General features: G+C 57.9%; 14 protein-coding genes and 2 pseudogenes. 5 read left to right on the plus strand and 11 right to left on the minus strand.

From position 1 onward, the window contains the following. Positions 1-32: 32 nt before the first annotated feature. The 3 genes from H7F35_RS14155 to H7F35_RS14165 are packed head-to-tail and all read left to right on the plus strand — an operon-like array spanning position 33 to position 4,158. On the plus strand, positions 33-1,232 hold the full coding sequence (locus tag H7F35_RS14155; RefSeq protein ID WP_187113469.1) for a tyrosine-type recombinase/integrase: 1,200 nt from the start codon (positions 33-35) through the stop codon (positions 1,230-1,232). Then, positions 1,195-2,739, plus strand: coding sequence for a site-specific integrase (locus H7F35_RS14160; protein ID WP_187113470.1), 1,545 nt, complete (start codon positions 1,195-1,197; stop codon positions 2,737-2,739). Before H7F35_RS14155 ends, H7F35_RS14160 begins: the two co-directional genes overlap by 38 nt. A 3-nt stretch (positions 2,740-2,742) precedes the next feature. Beyond that, positions 2,743-4,158: a hypothetical protein gene (locus H7F35_RS14165; RefSeq protein ID WP_187113471.1), complete on the plus strand. Its 1,416-nt coding sequence runs from the start codon at positions 2,743-2,745 to the stop codon at positions 4,156-4,158. A gap of 215 nt (positions 4,159-4,373) precedes the next feature. Here the strand turns inward: H7F35_RS14165 and H7F35_RS14170 are convergent, their stop codons facing one another. Further along, positions 4,374-5,132, minus strand: coding sequence for an IS3 family transposase (locus H7F35_RS14170; protein WP_315970481.1), 759 nt, complete (start codon positions 5,130-5,132; stop codon positions 4,374-4,376). Further along, on the minus strand, positions 5,081-5,443 hold the full coding sequence (locus H7F35_RS34755; RefSeq protein ID WP_261803623.1) for a transposase: 363 nt from the start codon (positions 5,441-5,443) through the stop codon (positions 5,081-5,083). The genes H7F35_RS14170 and H7F35_RS34755 overlap by 52 nt, the downstream gene beginning before the upstream one ends. A gap of 156 nt (positions 5,444-5,599) precedes the next feature. On the opposite strand from H7F35_RS34755, the gene H7F35_RS14175 reads away from it, so the two are divergent. Next, positions 5,600-6,115 (plus strand): hypothetical protein, encoded by a 516-nt coding sequence (locus tag H7F35_RS14175; RefSeq protein ID WP_261803624.1) that lies wholly within the window; start codon positions 5,600-5,602, stop codon positions 6,113-6,115. Positions 6,116-6,971: 856 nt separating this feature from the next. On the opposite strand, the gene H7F35_RS14180 is transcribed toward H7F35_RS14175, so the two are convergent. The 4 genes and pseudogenes from H7F35_RS14180 to H7F35_RS14195 form a co-directional block, all read right to left on the minus strand. After that, positions 6,972-7,640, minus strand: a complete 669-nt coding sequence (locus tag H7F35_RS14180) for an HNH endonuclease (RefSeq protein WP_187113472.1) — start codon at positions 7,638-7,640, stop codon at positions 6,972-6,974. Positions 7,641-8,021: 381 nt separating this feature from the next. Next, positions 8,022-8,399: pseudogene (locus H7F35_RS34765) on the minus strand (DDE-type integrase/transposase/recombinase); the annotation flags it as partial. Positions 8,400-8,406: 7 nt separating this feature from the next. After that, positions 8,407-9,114, minus strand: a complete 708-nt coding sequence (locus H7F35_RS14190; RefSeq protein WP_222622024.1) for a hypothetical protein — start codon at positions 9,112-9,114, stop codon at positions 8,407-8,409. A 268-nt stretch (positions 9,115-9,382) separates the two neighbouring features. Then, a pseudogene (locus tag H7F35_RS14195) lies at positions 9,383-9,577 on the minus strand (transposase domain-containing protein); the annotation flags it as partial. Between the two features lie 168 nt (positions 9,578-9,745). On the opposite strand from H7F35_RS14195, the gene H7F35_RS14200 reads away from it, so the two are divergent. Beyond that, the gene (locus tag H7F35_RS14200) at positions 9,746-11,632 is read left to right on the plus strand and encodes a DUF4209 domain-containing protein (protein ID WP_187113474.1); all 1,887 of its coding nucleotides are present in this window, start codon (positions 9,746-9,748) and stop codon (positions 11,630-11,632) included. 100 nt (positions 11,633-11,732) lie between these two features. Here the strand turns inward: H7F35_RS14200 and H7F35_RS14205 are convergent, their stop codons facing one another. The 5 genes from H7F35_RS14205 to H7F35_RS35040 all read right to left on the minus strand — a co-directional run bounded on the left by H7F35_RS14205 (position 11,733) and on the right by H7F35_RS35040 (position 18,708). Further along, the gene (locus H7F35_RS14205) at positions 11,733-12,200 is read right to left on the minus strand and encodes a toll/interleukin-1 receptor domain-containing protein (protein WP_261803625.1); all 468 of its coding nucleotides are present in this window, start codon (positions 12,198-12,200) and stop codon (positions 11,733-11,735) included. 416 nt (positions 12,201-12,616) lie between these two features. Then, the gene (locus H7F35_RS14210; protein ID WP_187113475.1) at positions 12,617-13,342 is read right to left on the minus strand and encodes a restriction endonuclease; all 726 of its coding nucleotides are present in this window, start codon (positions 13,340-13,342) and stop codon (positions 12,617-12,619) included. A gap of 110 nt (positions 13,343-13,452) precedes the next feature. Next, a complete protein-coding gene (locus H7F35_RS14215; protein ID WP_187113476.1) occupies positions 13,453-15,405 on the minus strand; it encodes a UvrD-helicase domain-containing protein in 1,953 nt (650 codons plus the stop codon). Then, on the minus strand, positions 15,402-17,771 hold the full coding sequence (locus H7F35_RS14220) for an AAA family ATPase (RefSeq protein ID WP_187113477.1): 2,370 nt from the start codon (positions 17,769-17,771) through the stop codon (positions 15,402-15,404). Before H7F35_RS14220 ends, H7F35_RS14215 begins: the two co-directional genes overlap by 4 nt. Before the next feature lie 397 nt (positions 17,772-18,168). Continuing rightward, positions 18,169-18,708: a helix-turn-helix transcriptional regulator gene (locus H7F35_RS35040; protein ID WP_315970477.1), complete on the minus strand. Its 540-nt coding sequence runs from the start codon at positions 18,706-18,708 to the stop codon at positions 18,169-18,171. Positions 18,709-18,843: the final 135 nt, after the last annotated feature.

The following is an 18,843-nucleotide window of genomic DNA, read 5'->3' on the forward strand; positions in this document are numbered from 1 at the left end:
GCATGCCTCTGTTCGAGCCGACTTTGTACGCCTTGACCGAACTGCGTGCGAGGAATCGATCGAGTTCGACGATCGAACAGGCGCTTCGAAGTGTGATGTTGTTGTACATGACACTCGATCATTTGGGCGTCGATCTGGATGAGCGGTTGAGCCAAGGTCGAATCCTCGACCTCGGAGAGATTGAGGAAGTTGCTCTTTCCTGCCGATCGTCGCTAGATTCGCTTCGTCCGGCTAATGTCAGGAGCGAGGTATCTCGGGAACGAGTCGGCACGCTAGAAGGCCTGCGCATGCGCGCTGGGCCAATGAGCCAAGAGGCTGCCGTTGATCCTGCTACGGCTGCCATCCGCATGAGCTATATACGCAGCTACTTGATTTGGCGTGCAACCGATCAGCTGTTGAAATGGGGTCCGACGCATGTTTCGCATGCCGGCCTACTTAACGTCAGTAAGCTTGTGTCGAATGCAATCGGGGAGCGCACTTTGTCTCCTCGTGGGCGCAATGCGCTGAGGCAACGGGAGGGCATGTCGGCAGAGCCTTTGGCACGCCTGATTGCGGTAATCGACCCGACATCGCCTGCCAACCCTTGGACCGGTTTGCACGCTCGGGAGCGCAACGCGTTGATGCTTAGATGGTTCCTGAGCCTCGGAGTTCGGCGTGGAGAACTTCTGGGAGTGCGTATTTCCGATATTAACTTCCAGTCTCATGAAGTGCTTATCGCTCGAAGGGCCGATACCCCAGACGATCCCAGAAAATTCCAACCCAATACCAAAACCAATGACAGATTGCTTTCACTTGACGATGATCTGGCTTACCAAACTCGCCAATACATCATAGGTCCGAGGCGCGCAGCCAGGGGTGCTCGTCAACACGAGTACCTATTTGTCGCGAATGGTTCGGGTGCGCCACTGACGCTGGATGCACTAAATAAGGTGTTCGTCGGTTTGCGCAAAAAATGTCTCGATCTGCCATCGAACCTCACGCCGCATATGCTGCGGCACACTTGGAATGACCTTTTTTCCGCTCTCATGGACAAACAGAAAGTTCCTGAGGAAACAGAAAAGCGGATGCGCTCACGGCTCATGGGATGGGCGCCCACATCGACGACAGCGGAGACCTATACGCGCCGACATGTACGACGCAGAGCGGATGTCGTTCTGCTCGAGATGCAGAAAGCGTTGCGAACCGGAGAGGCGCATGGGCCGCAGGAAGACTCATCCTCCTCGCGTGATTGAGCCACACGTATTGCGGCTTCCGTTGGCGGTCACCACGCGTGGGGGCGCGAGCTTTGATCCGTCGCAAGACCGGTGGCTTTACAGAGACACCGTAAGGACAGTCAGCATCGACTTCGGTGCTTTTGCCGCCCTATCGGCACAAATGTTGATGTCTTTAAAGGTGCTCTTGATCTGGTACGCGGAAAACAGGTCGCCTAGCTATGTTCAAAACCTTAGTTCGCGGTTTCTGCACTTTGTCCGGTACATGGTCACTGAAGGGAAGCCGACGGTTGATCAGATGACTGATATTGATCTTCTGAATTACAAGGCCTCCCTCACACCGGACATAGCTTGGTATCTAGCGCCTTTGTCGGTGATGGCAAAAAAATGGCACGCACTTGGCTTGCCTGGTGTGACTGAAGTCGCGATGTCCTTCTTGATCGGACTACGCATCAAAGGTAACCCCAAGGGGGTCGCCGTGCTGACCATGGATGCTTTTAGGGGGCCGTACACCAATATCGAACTGGAATCGATCCAGTCCGCTCTCGATGAGTCTTACCGTGCCAGTCGAATTGCAGAGGATATTTACTTGCTTGTCTGGCTATTCATGGCATTGGGCCAGCGCCCTTCGCAATATGCAGCGATGAAGGTCTGCGACGTGATGATTTCGTCCGTACCTGGTGGCGATATCTCATGCATGGTAAATGTGCCAAGGGCTAAGCAGAGGAACGCGCATCCGCGTGTTGAGTTGAAAACACGATCCCTCGTGTCTCAACTCGGGCTACCGCTGCATGCTTACGCTCAAAAGATCAGTCGCCGCTTTGCCGGGATTCTGAAGGATTCAACTCAAGCACCGCTGTTCCCTCGAAAGCAGATTTCCGAGTTGAGCTGCGGTTTTGAGTACCATCACACCTCATCGTCGTTGGCCGAAATGCTACGGCAAGGATTGGATCTTTTGAATGTGAAATCAGAGCGCACGGGAAAGCGAATCCATGTCGCTGCTGTTCGCTTTCGTCGCACCTTCGGCACGAGAGCCGCACAAGAGGGGCACGGCGAACTGGTCATCGCTGAATTGCTGGATCATTCCGATACCCAAAGCGTAGGTGTGTATGTCGCGGCGATCCCCGAAATTGCGGCGCGTATCGACCGCGCGATAGCTCTGACGATGGCACCACTTGCTCAAGCTTTCAAGGGCCGTGTCATTAAGGATGGATCCGAAGCATCGCGCTGCAACGACCCAAGCAGCCACGTCATCGATCTGCGCATCGATCGCAGCGCCAGTCCGATGGGGTCCTGCGGTCAGCATTCGTTTTGTGGCTTCGCTGCCCCCGTCGCTTGCTACACATGTCAGAGCTTTGAACCTTGGCTTGACGGCCCGCACGCGGCCGTGTTGGATCATCTACTTGCGAAACGCGCACAGTTGCTCAATACGACAGATATCAGGGTCGCGAGCATCAACGACCGCACGATCTTGGCCGTTGGGGAAGTAATTCAGCTGTGCGAACGAGCGAAGAGGTCGAGAGATTGATCGATGGCTCAAGTCGCTCATTTCGTCGCGCGTGCGGAGCTTGAGGCCCAAGAAAATCTGGTGAACTTCATACGCGTCTGCCGAGATCGATTGACGGTTTTTGGCCCTTCGCTCTGTTTTGACGACGACATTTGGGACGTGACGGCTACTCTCGATGTCAAAGCAAAAAGTGGGGCGGTCCGTATTGTCTTCAGCAGTTGGAGAAACGCGAAAAACAAAGTGCCGATCCCATTCGACGAACCGTTTCTGTCGTTTGCTAAAGCCTACATGCGCTACCAGCACGCGATGCGGCCCACCATTTCGATAGGTGCTCGGATGGCCGCTTTGCGTGCCCTGCATGAGGCGCTGTCGGAGAACGGCAGCCCAGCCAATCCGACGCTCGCATCTCCGGAGAAATTCGATCGCGCAGCCCAACTGATGCAAGCGAAACTCTCCAAGGGGGCCGCCTATAAGTCAGCCGTACAGCTTGAGATGATTGCCCGATTCCTGCTGAAGAATCAGCTGCTTGCTGTATCGATCTCATGGAAAAACCCGATCCGCAGACCGAGTGACACGGCTCGCGTGGGCAAAGAGTTCGACGAACAACGACGTGCCAAGTTGTTGTCGCCAGCTGCTCTGAAGGCATTGGCCGCCGCATTCAGATTGGCTACCGAGCCCGTGGACATTCTCGTTTCTTCCGTGGCGGCGATCTTGTGCTGTATGCCTGATCGAATTAATGAGGTGCTACACCTCAAAGCCGATTGCGAGATCGAGCAAAAAATTCCATCGACGGGAGAAATGGCACACGGACTTCGGTGGCATCCCTCCAAAGGCGCCGAGCCAATGGTGAAGTGGGTTGTAGCTTCCATGACGGACGTTCTGCGCGAGGCGATAGAGAAAATTCGTAAGCAGACTGATCAAGCTCGGGCGGTTGCGCGGTGGTGCGAGGACCACCCGGGCCAGTTGTACTTGTCCCATGAATTCGAGCACCTACGCAGTCGCAAGCACTTGACGATGGCCGAACTGGCCGACATTTTGTTCCGTGAACCCGTGAATAAAAGTTCGGCGCATACCTGGTGCCGCAGCCGCGGCATTCGCACAATGAAGGTTGATGGTCGGTCGTTGGTTGCCTTCGCTGATGTCGAAGCCGCCGTCTGGTCGTTGCAACCTCGGGGGTTCCCGATTGCGAGTAGGGGACGAGGACTGAAATACAGCGACGCGCTCTGCCTGGTTCTGCGTAACACCCTGCATCCGCAACGCGCAACTTACCGTGGTGTAGTGGAGTTGCTTGACCACGGCGATATCAACAGTCGTTTAGGCGCACGCAGGACATCTGGTATTGCGTCCATCTTCGACAAACTGGGATTGACGGAAGATGACGGGAGCGCAGTGCGCGTTACAACACACCAGTTTCGCCACTATCTGAACACGATTGCGTAAATGGGAGGACTAAGCCAACTCGACATCGCCAAGTGGTCCGGCCGCGCGGACGTAAGTCAGAACAAGGTCTATGACCATCAATCGGACCGCGATGTGCTCGCGCTGGTGCGCGATGCGGTCGGCGATGAGCGACGCATATTTGGCCCTTTGTCGAGATTGCCCAGGGCTGCTCCGATTTCTAGAGGTCAGTTTGCGCAGCTGAAGGTGCCCACTGCTCACACGACCGAGTTCGGATACTGCATCCATGATTTCGCCATGCTCTCGTAGCCGCCGATGTAGACGTCCTCGACCTTGAGCGTCTTCATGAAGCTCTCGGCCTGCGCATTGTGGTACGGGTTGCCGGGCGAGCTCATCGACCCGCGCAGCCCCGCTTCCTGCAGGGCCCTGCGATAGGTTTCACTTGCATATTGCGATCCCCTGTCCGTGTGAAAGATGCAGCCAGCCGGAGGCTGTCGGTCCTGCACTGCAGATCGCAATGCGGCCAGGGCCAGCGTTGTGTCGATGCTGCGCGAGATCGCGTAGCCCACCACCTTGCGGCTACAAGCATCCAGAATCGCCGCCAGATAGCAAAACCCCGATGCGATGCGGATGTAGGTGAAGTCGGCGACCCAGACCACGTTCGGCCGCGTCGGGATGACGTTGCGATACAGGTTCGGGAAGATCGGCGAGTCGTGCTTGCTGCCGGTCGTTCGAACGAATCGCCTGCGAAGCTTGATGCCCAGGCCTTGTGCCCTCATCACGCGTGCGACCCGCTTGTGATTGACCACGTGGCCGCGGCGGCGCAATTCGTGTGTCACGCGCCGGTAGCCGTACCCTGGCACCTCGTCCTGGATGGACCCAATCAACTCGGCGAGCCGGGCGTCTCCCAGATCTTCGCCCACTGCCGTCGACCGGTAGTAGAACGTGCTGCGCGGAAGATCGATCACTTGGCACCCCCGTCGAATGGAGCAGGCTTCGGGCCAGTGACGATTGATAAGTTCTCGTTGTCGCTCACGAGGCGAAGGCGTGGAGTTTTTTTGACAAGGTCGAGCTCCATGGTGAGCTGGCCGACCTTGCGTTCGAGGGCCGCGATCTTGGCCTCGTATTCCGTGATGACCGATGCCTCGGCCTCTTCAGCGCTCAGCTCTCCCCGGTCGTACTGCGTCAGCCAGAGCTGAATCAGGTTGGTCGACAGTGTGTACTTCTTCGCCGCATCGCGCCGGCCGATGGCGCCGCTGCGAATGTCCTGGCACAGCTGAATCTTGAACTCCGGCGCGTGGCGCCGGTATGGACCTCTTGATGACATGACCTTCTCCTGGTTGAAGGCCCAGTCAGCGTATCAGTTCAGAGTTGCCCGGTGGTCCAGCCGCAGGGGGTCACTCCATCCCTGCCTCGAAACTTGAGCAGGCCGCTCGAAACCGCAGGGCATTGCCTGATTCTCGCAAACTCGAGAGGAAGATCTTTGATCTTCCATGGCCTTTTTCGTTCAAACCGAAGGGGAAAGCGGGGTGACATGGTGCAAAAGAGGTCCAAGAATTTAAGCGATACGGACGTTGCCGAAATCGTGGGAATTCTCGATGGTTGGTCTGGAAAGCTCAGTTGGGAATTGTTCGTTCAGGCGATTGAGCGAAAAAAGTTCGCCCTGTACACACGTCAAGCATTGCACAAGCATGAACGCGTCAGACATGCGTTCTCGCTCCGCAAGAGAAGTCTGGCTGGAACAGCGCATTCGGGAAAAGCCGAAGCGAGTTCTCCTGAGCTTGAAGCTGCATTCCAGCGGACGGCGCGCCTAGAAGGTGAGATCGCTCGCTTGAAGGCCGAGAATCAGCAGCTTCTGGAGCAATTTGCTCGCTGGGCCTATAACGCGCGCACTCGCGGACTCGGCAAAGATATTTTGAACCGTTCCTTGCCTGCAGTGAACCGTGACCAAACGCGGCAAAAGCGACTTACGGTTTTGCCGCGGCGCGAAGGCGGCTGAGCACCGGCTCCCATTCGCTCACAGGTGGACTCAGAATGTTCACTGGCTAAGTTGAAGTAATCCAAGGTGCGGGAAACCATCCACACCCACCAACCGGTTGCCCTAGTTCGACTTGTTCGTTAACGTTGCATCTTGGATGATTCCGGCGTTTCCCCTCACTAAGGAGATCTATCTTCACCATTCCAAAACCATTGCCAGCTCCCGACGGCTACGAAAGTTGGCTCCACTACGCGGTTGAGCGCTTTGACACCCGAGAGCCCTGGCTCCAAAGTCTTTTTGAAACCTGGGTCGATGACACTGGAGTCGAACTGGACCGCGCAGACATTCGTGAGTCCGCGCGAATGGAACTGAAGGCCTTGCAAAAGGCCGCTGCATCGGGTTCGTGAACTTGAGTAGCGGACCGTATCCGTAAGCACGCGGCGAACACATCTTGACGATGACTGGCACGGACGGCAGCCGCCCTGTTGTGACTGTGTAGACCTCATCCGCGTTGGTGACACGGGCTCTCCAGTCGTAAGAGCTAGGCGCGTAGGCCTGCGTGGTCTGCGCGGAGACAACGACGCGAAACGCATCGCCGTCCGCGCTCGCGGGAATCTCGAAGCGACGCATCGCGCTGAGCAGTTCATAGCTCAACGCCCACCCGGCCGAGGCCGGATAGTCGGCGAGTCGCCGTGCCCTTGACGGTATCGCCGGGAATGCTGGAGGCGGGTTCGGTGTTGGATGTGTCGATAGCCACGGTCGGGCCTTTGGTCGGTGTTGACCGGACTATCGAAGCGGGAGGCCGATATCAACAAGGCGCGATGTGTCACTTCAACCGCAAGAAGCTCATTCAATAGGCTGGGCCGCTAGTTGGAACTCACCACATGTCACATCGGGTGTGCATGAGATTGTGAGAGAAGTTTCTGGCTCGCATGAGTGCTAAGTCGCTCCAGTCCGACAACTTCAACAACGATAAGTCGACCCCGCTGCGCAGGCCCGCCAACTCATAAAGCTCAATGTCGATCTCGTCCCTCAGATCTTGGTTGCATCCTTCACAGAGCGTGACCAGATTGCTCGAATTCGTTTCCCCACCACGAGAAAACGGTTGAACATGTTGAAGGGTCAGGTTCTCACACGAACTGCATCTCAGGCATCGATTGCCATCGCGCTCGTGAATTCTCTGTTTTTGCTTACCGCGGAGTGTTCGTTTCAGTGTGCCAGGAGAGGCAATCGATACGTCGATGAAAGACCCAAGTGCCGATCTCAAGCATTGGTGCTTTCTAAGCCACTGTGGCATCGCTTCTCGGGCAAACTCGACGCTGACCATCCCCCAGCCGTGGAAGTGCAGCCATTGTCGATACGACGCATCAGAGTCGATGTAGGACGTCTTGAGCCCCATATCCGCGAGGGCGTGTTCAAATCTTTTCTCATCGACGAGCGATGGAACTCGTACTTCATAAGTTGATTTGCTGGCTTCAAAATGTGTGAACGTCGCGAAGTATGCGTAGCCGCCGCAGGCCTGCTTCAGTTCGAATACGTATGCCATACAACAGTGATTCCTCCATCCGGCGCCCTACTTTTAGCCGTAGGAATCGCGGCCTTGGATCGTAGCCTTTGTTTTGAGAGACAGGCGAACTTACCTCACTTCATAGGCCCGGGTTCGACAGCGGAGCGCGGTCACTTCGAAGGCGCCTTAATGATCCTCAGCACCTGTGATGCTCGGAAAGCTCGTAGCGCCGCGAAAGCAGCTTCTTTAAAAAAGATTTGGGATGCGGACATCGAAGGCCGTACTCAGCCCAAGACAGGTGTACCTCTGCATTCGCGGACGGAGAGGAACGCCGGCACCGTCCGTATCTTCGTCGGCGACACCAGGACGGATATGCGCGCAAGTTCTGCGGCACGGTCGAAACCAACATGGTGGGCCGGCTGCCCGTAGCGATACCGCGAACAACCAGTTGGATCTTCCGATGGCGATCGGCCTGATCTTGTTTTGCACCCAATTGTTGTCCGCCGGCAGATCACCGTCGTCGACGTAGCCCCTGAAGACCGCCGCCTGGTCGAGCAGCCGCGTGACGTACTGGCCCGAGATTCCCCAGTCCACCGAGATATTCACGCACTCGTGACTGAAGTCATCGGCCACGGTCAAGCACTTGATGCGCCGTCCCGTGCTCAGGCTGTCACTGACGAAGTCCATGCTCCACACCTCATTGACCGTCTTGGCCAGTTGCAGTGGCACCCGTTCGCTGACGGGGCGCTTGACCTTCTTGCGCTTGCGAACGGCCAGATTGGCAGCGCTGTAGAGACGGCAGGAGTCAGTTTCGCGGGGAGTAGGCGCCGGAAATCCGGCTCATGACGGCATCAAAGTCGAAATCGGCGCGGAAACGCGGCTCGAACTCGCCTTGTTCGCCCGCAAAAACATACTCGGCGCAGACGCAGTCCTCCTCACCTTCGCCGCAATGCGAGCAGCGCGGATTGCAGGCAGCGATCATCTGGTCAATGGCATCCGCCGGTTCATTCGATTCCATCAGCGCATCCTCGGCGCCGTAGTAATCGACCACGAAATCACCGTCGCCGCGCGCGAATCTGCGGATTTGCGCGTCATCCTCGAAATCCCAATCTGTCAATGCCCTGCCAGCCGGGGCGAGTACGGCACTCACATAGTCGAACCGATAGCCATCCAGTAGACACAGAACGCGGCCGTCCTGCTCGAACAGACTCTGGAATGAGATCGGGCCATAGCGGCCTTCCACGTCACGGTATCGCTTGGGATCCAAGCGGATGTGCTTGAGGGCATTGTTGATGGCATCGATGAGCTCGAACTTTCGATCCCCCAGACGCGAACCACCCACAGAGAACAACCCATCGAACTCTCGGACAAAATCGCGCCGGTTCTCGGTAATGCCGTAGGCGTTACGGATGGCGTAGACGTAGTCGACCGCGTGCGCGATAAAGAGGTTCGCCCCGAAGACGTGGTGCAGGGTGGCACGCCGAGCCTTGGCCTCTATCAGCAGGTCGCGCATGGCCGGCTCTAGGATGACTCGCAGGTATTGCCTGTAGTCTTGGCAGGCTCGCCTCACCAGCGAAGAACGTGTGGTCATGTGTGTTGGAAGTTGATGCAGAAGGTCCGTCTCAAATGCGGGCGTGGGCACATCGCATCCGAGACTGGGACTACACCGAGGCAGGGTACCACTAGCTCAGAGCGATGCCATGCCAAGCAATGTGTCGCTCGCTCCACTTTAGTCACCCGCAGTCGCGGCGTGTGGGCGATCACGCCAATTTACGACAGCGTTATCGCAGCCGCAGGCGTTGTTGCATAGGCGGCTGCGTGGGCAAGCGCAGGAACAAGTCCTTGAGAAAAGCGTACGGGTCGAGTTCGTTGAGCTAGGCCGACTGGATCAAGCTCTTGACGGCTGCGGCGCGTTGACCGGTACGAAGGCTTCCGGCGAGCAGCCAGCTGTTACGACCTACGGCAATCGGTCGGATCGCCGCGCCGCTGCTGGGCGCAGCTGAGCCGGTAGGCCAGTCCAGTCAGTCGGCGACAAGGTAACTTCCCGAGAGCCATGTTCCACTATGCATCGGCAACGCCACAGCGTTGTGTTCAACTGTTCGCGAAGCATGCCGCTCACTCACCCAACACGTCGACTCGACCCCGTGACTAGCAATTTCCGTCCACCCAATTCGGTTCAGCCCACCCTCAACGATTTCCAAGATTGCGGGTGGGAAGCTGGCAAGTCTGCAACCGCGGGATACTTCGATTGGTGGAATTTCTTGGCCTCAAAGGCATCGGAGGCGAATCAGGCGGGAGCTTTCTCGAAGTCGAGGATGCTGTGGTTGCTTGCGGATGCTTGCTCGCTGCGGCTCACGCCGGCAAACACCAACGAGCCGTTGAGGGCGACGCAGGTCGACGACTTCCAACAGCCCCGCGGCATCTCGAGCTTCGAACCGTACGCGCAGCTTCTTTCTGAGATCTACCCGCTGATGGACGAGCCGCTTCTGATGGCACGGCTGGCAGATGTCGCCTGGCTTGCCCGGCGTCCGAAGCGAGTACCGTCCGACGCCCTTGAAGCCATCGCTGCATACCGGCGCGCTCCCTTGCACGAAGAAGACTGGTTCATGCGCGACAGCGAGAGCTGCTGGCGCCGCGGCATCACATTGGCTGCGCAACTGAAGGGTCAGGGGGAAACGCAATGGACGGAGATGGGCGAAGCCCTAAGGTCGAAGGTTGAAAGTGACCTCGCACCAGACAGCCGCAGCAATACCGTCATCTCGATGTCGCGCATGCTGTTGGAGCTCGGACTGGCGAGCCCAGACTACCGTCACTTGGCCGAACTGCTTGTCCGGCGCGGCGAGAAGTTGATGTCGGAGGGCGAATTCTTTCAGGCTCGCTTCCATATTTCTGCCGCCAAACAGTTCTTCGCTGCGGTCCAGGATGAGGAGCGCCAGGCGGACATGGCAGTGATTGCCGCACGGACCTACGCGGGCGAGGCGGCAGCGAGAACCACCGGGCTGCACCCTAGCTACGCGGCCGCAACGGAGTTTTATACCGATGCACTTCACGAGCTCTACAGCATCCCCAAAATGCTTCGGCCCGCGCGCGACATCGATTCGGAGCTGCGTCGCCTCTATGGTCTTTTGAGAGAGGCCGGCGCACGATCGATGGACGAGTTTGTTTCTTTTCAAGGCGAGCGAATCAACATCAAGGAGGAAGTCGAGTGCGCTTATCGCGATGTTGGAGATAAGGCGTTCATCGAGGCACTTCGAGTGTTTGCGAGCATCGCCCCCTACACTTCCCGAGCGTCCTCCAAGCAGAGCGTGAAGACGCTGATGGAGCGGGAATTCTTCGGCCGAGTCTTTTCCACCAGCCACCGCGCGAGCGATGGACGCATCATCCAGCGCACGCCTGCGGCGGACGGTTCGGACGGCCATGAAGCCGAGGCTGCCTTGCTTGCGCGCATGGTCCAAGACCATCGAATTCGGATTCGATATCTGACTGCTTCAAGCATCGCGCCGGCACGCGAACAGGTGATAGTTGACCATCTAGTCGATGAAGAAGATCTCTTCAACATCTGCCTTCAGTCGCGCATTGTTCCCAGAGGCCGCGCCTCGCTGGTGGCAAAGGAGTTGAAGGCAGGCTTCGACGGAGATTTTGCGGCGGCGCTGCACCTGCTGATACCACAGCTCGAGAACTTCGTTCGAGTTCATCTGAGCCGCAGAGGCGCCAAAACCGCGAGGCTGGAAACCGACGGTGTTCTGATGGAGCTCGGCCTCAGTACGCTGGTAGCCATAGATGAGATGGAGAGCGTGTTCGGACCAGACCTCACCTTCGAGATTCAGGCGCTGTTCTGCGAACAATCGGGGCCGAACCTTCGAAACGACATGGCCCACGGCCTACTCGATCTCGACGCGGTGCAGAGTGCCGAGAGCATCTACGCTTGGTGGCTCATCTTCAAAATGGTCTTCAACAGCTACTGGATAACAGATGGAAAGCTGCCACCGGACGACACCACTATCCCAGTGAGCAGCGAAATACGCTCTTGAACTCTCATTGGAGTCCTCGACCGATCTCAACAGCGACGGTTGAACACCTCGACAACAGCATCGAGCACAGTTAGCCCAACCCACGTCCGCCTCGAAGGTGCTAGCTCCAAATTTCGACCAGCTCGGCAATCTTCTTCGCGACCACCGGCATCGAGTCCTCCGCCGTGTCCAGACCGCTGCGGGAAGCGAGCATCGGGCTGACATCGCGGAGCGCGGTGTATGTCGTGCCATGCACGATGGGCACGAGCCGGTTACCCGAAAGGAGGGTGGAGAGCTCCTTGTCTGCGACGCCCTCAGCAGGGAGCCGCTTCAGAAGCGCTGGGGTGACCAGAACGAGCCCAATTTTCGAGGCAGCCAAGCCCTTGTCGATTGCACGCATCATGGGCACGCCCAGGCCTAGATCTTTCTCGCTGAACCAGACCTTGACGCCAGCCGCTTCGAGCAAATCGTGCAACTCCTTGGCAGGCCCTTGCCGGTCGTCCCATGCGTGGCACAGGAAGCAATCGCGAAGGTCAGGCACCGCCGCCCGTGCTTCTACCTCTGCACGAACCGGCGTGAGCGATGCCACCTGAGCTGGCGTGTACGAAACCGACGATCCTGGCCGCGACCACTTCGCCCTTGAACCTCCGCTCCCGCTGGACCTGCTACCGCCGCTGCTGTAGCTGCTCCCACCTGACGAATACGACGCGCCGCCACCATAGCCATAGCTGCTGCGGTAACCGCCGCCGTAGCCGTAACCACGGGAACTGCATGCCGGACAGGCGGCGGCTGCAGCCGACGAGCTATGTCCACGTACTGGTGCGGTGCATCTTGCCATTGCGGTGCTTTCGATCGTTGTAACAGCTGATGATAAGCACGGCTTCTCGCGCCGGACCTGGTTAACACTGTGGGAAAGCAGTGAAATTGCCGCCATCCAGTTTCCGCCGGATAGACATGTGTTCAGCGGCAATGTCCGTGCCGAGCCGTTTTTGTTGAACGCGTTAGCTAAATACTTCTTGGTCTGCCATCAGCCGCCACCCGCTGCTCGGCATTGAGAAATTTCTGTTCCAGCTCCTTAATCCTCGGCTCGACTGTGGCAATGACATCTGCTGGCGTATTGAACTGCTTGGCATCGCCGTAAGCAGTGTAGATCTCCAATCCATCGGCAATGAATGGATAGACACCGCGAAGCGCTGGCGTAAACAGTTTCAGACAGAAGCGTAATTCCAGATCGCCTGAGTACCCATATTCATGGACATCACAGCGGAGTCCATACCGAATCCGAAGATCTTTGAAAATCTTCCAGTAGCGTTCGTGCAAGCTCTCGGTCCGGTCGTACAAGTCACGCAGTCGCATCGCGGAGATGTCTCCACCGGCAGTTAGTCCGACATCCTTCAATGTAGTGAGCTGTACGTTAGTGAGGTTGGCGGCCTCCAGCGCACCGCTCTGAAATCCAACCTCGCACAAAAGAATTCCGCGGTCTGCTCCAAGGTCGTGAACGATTGTCCGAAGCCCAAGCACATGGAGCTTGTTCACGGGATTTTTCCAGTACTTGCATTCCACGAGCCAAGTGATGTCGAAGCCAACATGGCGTGATTTCACGACGACGTCGATATCGTGTTTGGTGCGGGCGCCATGCATCGTGACATTCGTCTCGGCCTCCAAGCCCATCGAGCGGAAGAGCTGGGCCGCTTCCTCTTGGTACTTATGCCATTTTTTTACCTTGACCATTGCATCCGGTGTTTGCAGTTTGAAGATGGGAGGGGCACGTCACTATGAAATTATCCAGCGGAAATTTCCGCGATGAACTGCGGTCATCAATGCATGGGCATCGACCAGCGCTACAAAGCGCTTATTTCGTCCTCGGCAAACCATTCAGATTGCTTGATTGCGGCAAGCGCTGCTGCAGGGTTCTTGGCCCAGAGGACCAGAGCGAGGCTTTCTTCAGCTCGGCTGCATGTGACGTAGAGAAGTCGCAGCGTTCTATCGATGGTCGTCTCATTGCCCTCCTCGACGTTCTCTTGGTCGGTTGGGCTCAGCGCCTCGGCTCCGAAGAGCTTGTCGTAGGAGAACTGGTTGCCGCCAGCTTCCTCATCGTCCATGACGACCATGACGTGCTTGAACTCTGAGCCTTTGACAACTTGATGCGTGGCGAGCTCGGCTTCTCCGGCAAGGTAGGCGCGATACCTAGCAATCTCTTGCCAGGGCGCGTTGAAGAGAGCGTGCCATCCGCGCTTTAGCCGGTCTTCCTTTGCTTCCTTGCCTTTGATCTTCGGCTCGGGTGGCGGAGGCGAGGCGTTTCCATATGCCTGGACTAAACGCGAGTCCGCATCGAACAGTCCCCCCTCAAGGACAGGCGACAAGACTTCCCGCACCGTAGCGCCGTCTTTGAACGTGGCGGCGGTGAATCCCATGACTGCGGCGTGAATGTTGTCCAAGGCCACTTGGCGCTCGGCGCTGGTCTGGGGCAGCTTCGCAAGAGCGCCATGGCGGCGCAGCACGTCCATGGCGGCAAACTCGTTCAGCGAGCCATCCGGCTGCAAACACTCGGCAAGCTCCAGCATTGGGCCGAGGACCGGCCGAACCATGGCAGGACCAGTTCGCTCCCCATTGCTTTTGGGCATCGCGGCATCTTTGTCCAGCAGCTCCATCGCGTTGTATGCCTCGAAGAAGTTGCCCCGCTTGGCAGCCAGCTTGTGCTCAAGCGCGAGCGTCTTGTAGCTTCGCACATCCCCCTGCCAAGCTGCGCTGGCAGTCGCGGCCGCCATGGCCTGGGCGCAGCTCACCTCCTTCTCGATCTTTTTGGCCGTATCCGTCTTGGTATCTCCGACAAAGATGCGGACCGTGCCGGCATTCTTCTCCGTCCGCGAATGCTGAGGCACGCCAGTCTTGGGCTGGGTACGGCCCTCGATGTCCGAATCCCAGATCTTGTTGATTAGCTCGACGATGCGTTGCTGGCTGCGATGGTTCATCTGCAGCGCAGGGCGCTCCCAATCCTCGGGCACGTGCGAAGGCAGATCGTCGTGGCCGTCCGGGTAGATACGTTGCCGATGATCGCCTAGGAGACCGAGCGCGATGTGACCCGGGCGGCTTTTCGAAAGTTCGAACAGCGCGTCGAGAACACCCTTCATCGTGTCCTGCGACTCGTCGATGAGGATGAGCGGGTGTCGGTCCTCCAGAATGCGCTGCAGAGTAGGTCGCTCACGAATGAGCCATGCCGCTACTTCCAGGACTTCAGCGTGTGACAGCGCACCTTGTCCGTAGGTGTTCCGGTCCGGGTGATAGATGAACGCCTCCGTCTTGTGGATTTCGTCGGCCTCTGTCTCAAGCTCAGCGTACTTCTCCCGGTCTCTATCCGACTCCCCCTTCTTCTTGCCCATTGCATAGGCCTTGGCTTCTGCAAGTTTCTTGGCATTGCGAGCAAGCAGCGCGTCTCGGATGTCCTCGTCAAAGCCCTTGATGAATTCCCAGCAGAAGGCGTGGATCGTCGATACAGCGGTCAGGTAGTTCTCGCCAAGCCGACCGGTGACGACGGCGGTCGCGTTCTTGGTGTAGGTGATGACGCGAACCGACTGACCACGAGACCGGAGCCGCTCGGCATACTGTCCACCTGCTTCGTGCTCCACCACTCCGGTGAGTCGTCGCAGGACCTCGACCAACGTGCGAGTCTTCCCGGACCCAGCTCCGGCGAAAAGGAAGAAGCTGCGCGGCGGAACCGCGGTGATGTAGCCGCAGATATCCTCGACAACGTGTGCGTCGCGGTCGTTGTCCAGCGGCTGCACTGCGGCGTTCACGGGGTTTCTCCCGCTGTAGCGTTGAGCTGGTCGCCCAACCAAGCAAGCGCGTCAGCGATGTACGTGGGACATGTCAAGGCTTGGCCATTGTTCAGTCGCTCGAAAAGGGTGGCGGCGAAGTCGCCCTTACTGAAGTTCCCGCGCAGCATTGCGTGGAGTTCCATCAGCAATTCAGCGTGCTCAGGGTGATCGAGCACGAGGCCTATTACCTTCCCAAGGGTGCCACGATGGTCTTTTTTCTTGCCGGTGGTGGGGTCCTTTTCGTCATCCAACGCCTTGAACCAGTCGATGTTGGAGAGCACGAGAGCGTCCTCGAACGAGCTGGGCCATTGGTCACTGGCGGCCGCAATGGGTAGCTGCCATGCGAAGCGGACCTTGACACCGGAGTCAGAGGTCCACTCCAGTTGAGCGGTCAATGGCTTTGCATAGGCTTGGAAGTCCGGCAACTTTGGATGCCATGCGGTCAACGTGTCGTTCCCGCATTCCAGACCCGCTTGGCCTGCAATGTGCACCGCCGCCCGCACGATGCGCCCTCTCGCATTCTTGGTCGGCAGCACAGGGTCCAAATCGGTGATGACGGCCGTTGGAATTCCCAGCCGCTCCACCAGCGGCCTGAGCCGGTGCGCATGGCTGCCTCCGATGTCGAGAAACGACACGTACTTCTTGGCGAGCTTGGGGAAGTCCCGCTCGATGAATAGCGGCACGAGCATCCGCTCCGCGGTGCCCTCCACGAAGACGGCCGCATCAGCAAAGAGCAGGTCCGTGTGTTGGACCTGAAAGTAGCGCTCGGCGAACGTCCTGGTCTGGATGTCGTCACCGAAGGCGTCGCCAAGATTGATGACCTCCGTGCTGGGCTTGACTCCCGCGCCGGTACTTGCCACCCGCTTTACATATCGCAGCCTCGTGAAGCTGTCGCCATGGGCCAGATGGCTTGAATGAGTGCTGATGAGCAACTGGCTACGAAGGTAGCTATGCACCGGCTCTTTGGGGCGAATGAGCCCGTGGGCGTTCGCCGAGAAGCTGCGCTGTACTTGCACGTGAAGGTGCGCTTCAGGCTCCTCAACCATCACGAGGTGAACTGCGGCTGGAGTGCCCTGCGGTGGATTGAGACGTGCAGCACGGAACGACACAAGCATGAAGCTCAGGGACTGAAGATTCTGATAACCCAGCCCGATGGAGTGTTCAGGCAACGATTCGTCTACCTCACTCTTGTCTAGACGATACTGAACCGCAGTACTGTGCGCCAGAAGATCAGCGGTCTGGATACGGGTGCGGAAGTAGATCTGTTGAGGGTCATGCATGCCCGGATATCCCAAAACCTCCACGTCCTCCATCGCCGGTTGGAGCGCCTTATAAATCGAGTCGTCGAGTTCGGCTTGAGCTTTAGCGATGGCCTCGACCAAGTCCTCCCGATGACCGTGGCCGGTCGGCGCGACATTCAAGTGTTGCCGAGCAAATTTCAGGAGCTGGCTCGAGAACATTCCGGGTCGAGTGTTGGCCGACTCAGACCGCGACTCGTCTTCCTCGGCGCCGAGTCCGCGCTGAGCCGGAACAAAATCCACCCGGATGAGCTTGCGTAGGAAAGACAGCTCGACCGGCTGCGAACCGAGTGGCAGATGCTGCAGGTCACGACGCTTCTTGTCCGCCAGGGGCCCCTTCGCAGGATCAAGGCGGTATGCAGCGATGCGGCGCAGGTCGGCAGAGTTCCGGAGCCAGTAATCAAGCAGGTCCATCGGCCATGCATGGCCATCTTTCGCAAGCTTCCGCACGGGAGCGCGCGCTTCACGGTATCGCCAAGCCAGCTTGCGAAGTTCGTCCGCAGCTGCCACGGGCTCCAACCGAACCCGCACCCCAACTGCACCTCCCGACCACTTCAACGACGTAATGAACGGAGCGACATGGTTGTACGCCCCTTCCTTTGCATCGAACCAAAGGTCGATAAATGGCATGCAAGCCATGAGCTCGTGATACTGGTTCTCCCACTTTTCGACATCCTTGGATTCGGTCGTGGGATCCTCGTCGAGCGCTTCCCAGAATTCACCCAACTTACGCAACTTCGCCCACTGCGAAAGACTGATGTCGAAAGAGCGAAATCCGGGCGCCTCGCTCAGGAAGTTTCGAAGGACGGTGAGTAGAGAAGTTTTGCCGCTGTTGTTGGCGCCAACCAGGATCGTGGTGGACTCGTCGAGCTCAAGGCGGGTCCTACCGAGGCGTCGGAAGTTGCTGACCTCGACACAGGCGAGCTGAATTGGTGAAGCGCAGGGAAGTGCGGCTGTTGCGGTGGGTGGTGCGGCGGACGCGCTCGGTGTGGGCCCTGCGGCTGGGTGGGCGACGGGAGGGGGAGCAGAAATCTTGTGCGTAATCATCGTGCCTGCCTTCTATGCGACCGCCTGTCTGTCGGCGGCGAGTATGTCGTAGCTGCGCCCCCGGCGCGGTGAACGGATGTTCAATGGATTTGAGCATGCCGACACCTATCCATATGGACCTGCGAAGACCAGCACCTCAGCCGATGAATTGCTGCGCCTCAGCACGAACGCATTGCGTCGTAAGCGTACGGGCAACACAGTCTTGACGTGACGAACGTCAGGCAGTGGATGTCGTGGGCTGCCAGCGAAGCGACAGCAACTCGCTGACTATGTTTGGCGCTTCGTTGAGCCGAGTTCACTAAACCTGTCGATTTCTGGTCGCACGCGTCCCCGATGGACCTTCGAGATCGGTGGGCGGTTCAGCCGCTAGGAGTTATGCGCTGCCCGGGGCAGGGTTCTATATGCCGGCTTCAGTGGCCAGTTCGGCGACTGATATTCCAATGCCAGAAGCGATACGAACCACGACCATAAGGCCGGGGTTTTGAGTTCCGCGCTCGATGCTACTCATGTAAGAGCGATCCACTTGGCTGAGGTGCGCCAACTCCTCTTGTGATATCCCACGAGCTTTCCGGGTGGCGCGAATGGCCATGCCCAACGCAACAAGCGCAGGATCCAGCGCGTGTTTGGGCGAAGGCATCGGCATGGACAAAATCGTCTCCGAATGCATACGATCACACCACGGATGATCTTCCACATAAAATTGCTTATGTTTCGCACTGATGATCGTTTTGAGGTGTATGTGCCACCGTTCCTTGAGGACGACGAGGCTGGCGCTCGGCAGTTCCAACTGGTTGAGCAGTGCTTCAACGTTCCACTCTGGCACATTCAGGTTCTTCCCAGAAAGGGAGCGGAGGACGATTTCCAGCGATGGAGTTGTTACTTGGCCGCTCGTGCGTGCGACGCATTGGGTGTCTTGCTCGGCCAGAAATGGGAGCAAGCGAAACTCCACGTCGTCTTACCGCAGTACATGACTCGCACAGGCTCTATCGCAATGACGAGGTGCACCGCTTTGTGGGAATGTGAGGTGAGCGAAGACGAAGGTCGAATCGCTTGGTTATTCGAAACCAATGCC

It is taken from the genome of Variovorax sp. PAMC26660, from assembly GCF_014302995.1.
Classification (GTDB): Bacteria; Pseudomonadota; Gammaproteobacteria; order Burkholderiales; family Burkholderiaceae_C; genus Variovorax.